This window comes from bacterium, assembly GCA_021372535.1.
Lineage (GTDB): Bacteria > Latescibacterota > Latescibacteria > Latescibacterales > Latescibacteraceae > JAFGMP01.
The window spans coordinates 1-2,833 of the sequence record JAJFUH010000195.1 but is presented as its reverse complement, the minus strand read 5'-3'; the positions used below and the strand labels follow the sequence as shown (position 1 = coordinate 2,833).

Genomic DNA, 2,833 nt, shown 5'->3' with positions numbered 1-2,833 from the left:
GTAGTGATAGGAATGAATCCGATCACAATCTATGTTATCTCACGGGTGATCAATTTCGGAGATATCGCCGATGTATTCGTGCACGGTTTCATCGATAACCTGGGAAGCTTCCGGCCATTCTTCCAGGCATGCTGCGTACTGGGGGTAAAATGGCTTTTCCTCTATTTCCTCTACCGCCGGAAAAACTTCCTGAAAGCCTGAGCACCCGATCTTTTCACAAGATTCAATAGAACGCGGATTTACGCGGATTTGTTTTTAACCAGAATAACTCTCATGACCATAGATAGTCACAACGAAGGATGAAAATGTATGCAGGCTGCATATGGATTCCCGATTAAAGATTCGGGAATGACGGCGTTGCAGGGACATCCGACACCATGCCAAGGGTTCGGCTCTGGAAACCGTAGAGGCATTTTCGGATAAATCCGGGTTAAATAATAATAGAACAAGGATTTACGCGGATCGGACGGATTTACGCGGATTTGTTTTTAAATATCATTTTGATGTCTGCGATTAATTATTACTAAAGATAGTATTAATAATCTATTATGTCTCTTTGCGTCTTTGTGCCTTTGTATCAAAATATTTTCACGAATAATACGAGTAAATCAATTATTCATGTATACAATGGATAGTTTTTGAGATTGTTCCTCTGTCCGCAATGTATTATATACATAAACATTGCATGAGGCCGGAATACACCGGCGCTCCGGTACATGATTCAATTCCGTTATCCGTAATTACGACAAGAACTGCCACAAGACCGGTGCCGATGGTTACAATCTGTGCCGCACGCCCGGAGAATACATCATATTCTGAATGGAGAAACACCATGAAACGGAGAACATTTTTCAGCGCAACCGCCGGAACATCTTTTATTCTGGCGGGTACGGGAAACAGTCATGCTCAGGCACGGACGAAATCCGCAGCCGCTTCTTCACCCGCAGGAACGATGACCTTTGAGACCGCACAGCTCGATAAATATCGCAGACAATATGAATACGATCTGTTCGAAGATTATATCCCCTTCCACGACAAGTTTGTCGTCGATCACCAGACCGGCTGTTTCCTGGCGACCACCGATCATGACGGCTCCCATGAAAACACGAACACCAACTCATCGTTCATGGGCAGGGGTATCTGGTGTTACTCGTTTCTGTACAACAACCTGGCCAAAGAAGATAAGTATCTCGACATCGCAAAAAAAGGGGCGGACTTCATCATGAAGCACCGTCCCGCCGGAACCGATTACTGGCCCGGCGCATATACCCGTGAGGGTGAAGTGATTCCCAACAGCAGCGGGGGATATCCCGGCGACTGTTATATTGCAGAGGGTCTCGCAGAATATGCAAAAGCGAGCGGGGACATGAAATACATGGATGTCGCGAAGGAAACCCTGTTCAAGTGCATGCGGCACTACGACAGCCCAGATTTCACCGATGGTTCGACACCGTTTCCCGGCGCGCGGAACCTGTGGTACTGGATGCTCCTCATGTGGTTCGGGACATGCACGCTCAAATACAAGGGGGATCCGGAGCTCGAAAAGCTCGTTGCCCGGTGCCAGGATGCCATTCTGAACTACCACCAGAATCCGAAATTCGAACTCATGAACAATTACATCAACCACGACCTTTCGCGCTCACAGGACCCCAAACATTCCGAGCTGGCGGCCTGCGGTCATGCGACCGAGTCCACATGGATGATGATGTACGAGGCTGTACGTACAAAAAACAAGAAACTGTACGATCTGGCCGCGGAACGTTTCAACCGTCACGCCATAGTGAGTAAAGACGACGTATACGGCGGTTATTACAACGACTGCACCAATGTGGACGAGAATACATGGGAGCTTTCGAAGATATCGTGGGCGCAGGCATTTATCCTCATGAACTCGATCTATATCGTCGAGAATACCGGGGCACAATGGGCAAAGGACATGTTTGCCGAACAGTTCGACTGGGTGCAGGAAAAACTCCCGCTCAAAAAGCACGGTTTTGCCCTGTGGCTCGAACCGAGAGACAGGTTCGTCACCTATACTCCCCACGCCAGCCGTAAGGACAATTACCATCATCCACGGCATCTCATGCTCAATCTCGCGAGCCTGAGGAGGATGACCGAGCGGCGCGGGAAAGTATCGGGTGTTTTCGGATAAACGGGAGGGCGATGAAAAAAAATTTTCACAAACCCGATTATGAAATATGCAGTTTAAGTGCTGTCAAGGGCATGTAAATCAACTGGCAATCCCCTGTTTTTTTTAAGAACAATTTTTTAGATGTTGCTTCCTTTAGATGTTACCTTCCTTCAGATGTTACTTCCTTTGCTTGCCCAAAGGAAGTAACCAAGGAAAGGGCACCCCGTGAAAAGACTGTTTCCACGGTCACAGCCCGTTTTTCGGGAATGTGTGAACTCACGAGCCTTCTGCTCGCTCGGACAGCACCCATTCTTTTTCCGAAAAACGCTTGTGACCGTGGGGCTTTTCAATGGGGTTGAAAAATCGGAAATTCCGAAAGGTGTTATGCTAAGTATTACAATAAAAAAGTAATCGTGGATTTTTGGGGGGAGCAGGTGAAGATGTTCCGGTCAGCACCAATTTTAAAGGACACTTTTTTAGATGTTACTTCCTATAGATGTTACTTCCTTTGCTTGCCCAAAGGAAGTAACCAAGGAAAAGGCACCCCGTGAAAAGCCTTCTTCCACGTTCACGGCCCGTTTTTCGGGAATGTGTGAACTCACGAACCTTCGGCTCGCTCGGACAGCACCCATTCTTTTTCCGAAAAACGCTTGTGACCGCGGGGCTTTTCAATGGGGTTGAAAAAACAGAAACTCCAAAAAG

The 2,833-nt window shown here is 47.4% G+C and carries 2 protein-coding genes; both read left to right on the top strand.

Annotated elements, in window-relative coordinates:
- The coding region (locus LLG96_17005; GenBank protein MCE5251906.1) for a DUF5009 domain-containing protein at positions 1 to 201 on the top strand (201 nt) is incomplete at its 5' end.
- A gap of 631 nt (positions 202 to 832) precedes the next feature.
- Positions 833 to 2,152 (top strand): hypothetical protein, encoded by a 1,320-nt coding sequence (locus LLG96_17000; protein MCE5251905.1) that lies wholly within the window; start codon positions 833 to 835, stop codon positions 2,150 to 2,152.
- Positions 2,153 to 2,833: the final 681 nt, after the last annotated feature.

Bases quoted from the DNA above. Each gene is read 5' to 3' on its own strand.
- LLG96_17000 (MCE5251905.1), top strand. From the start codon at position 833: ATGAAACGGAGAACATTTTTCAGCGCAACCGCCGGAACATCTTTTATT.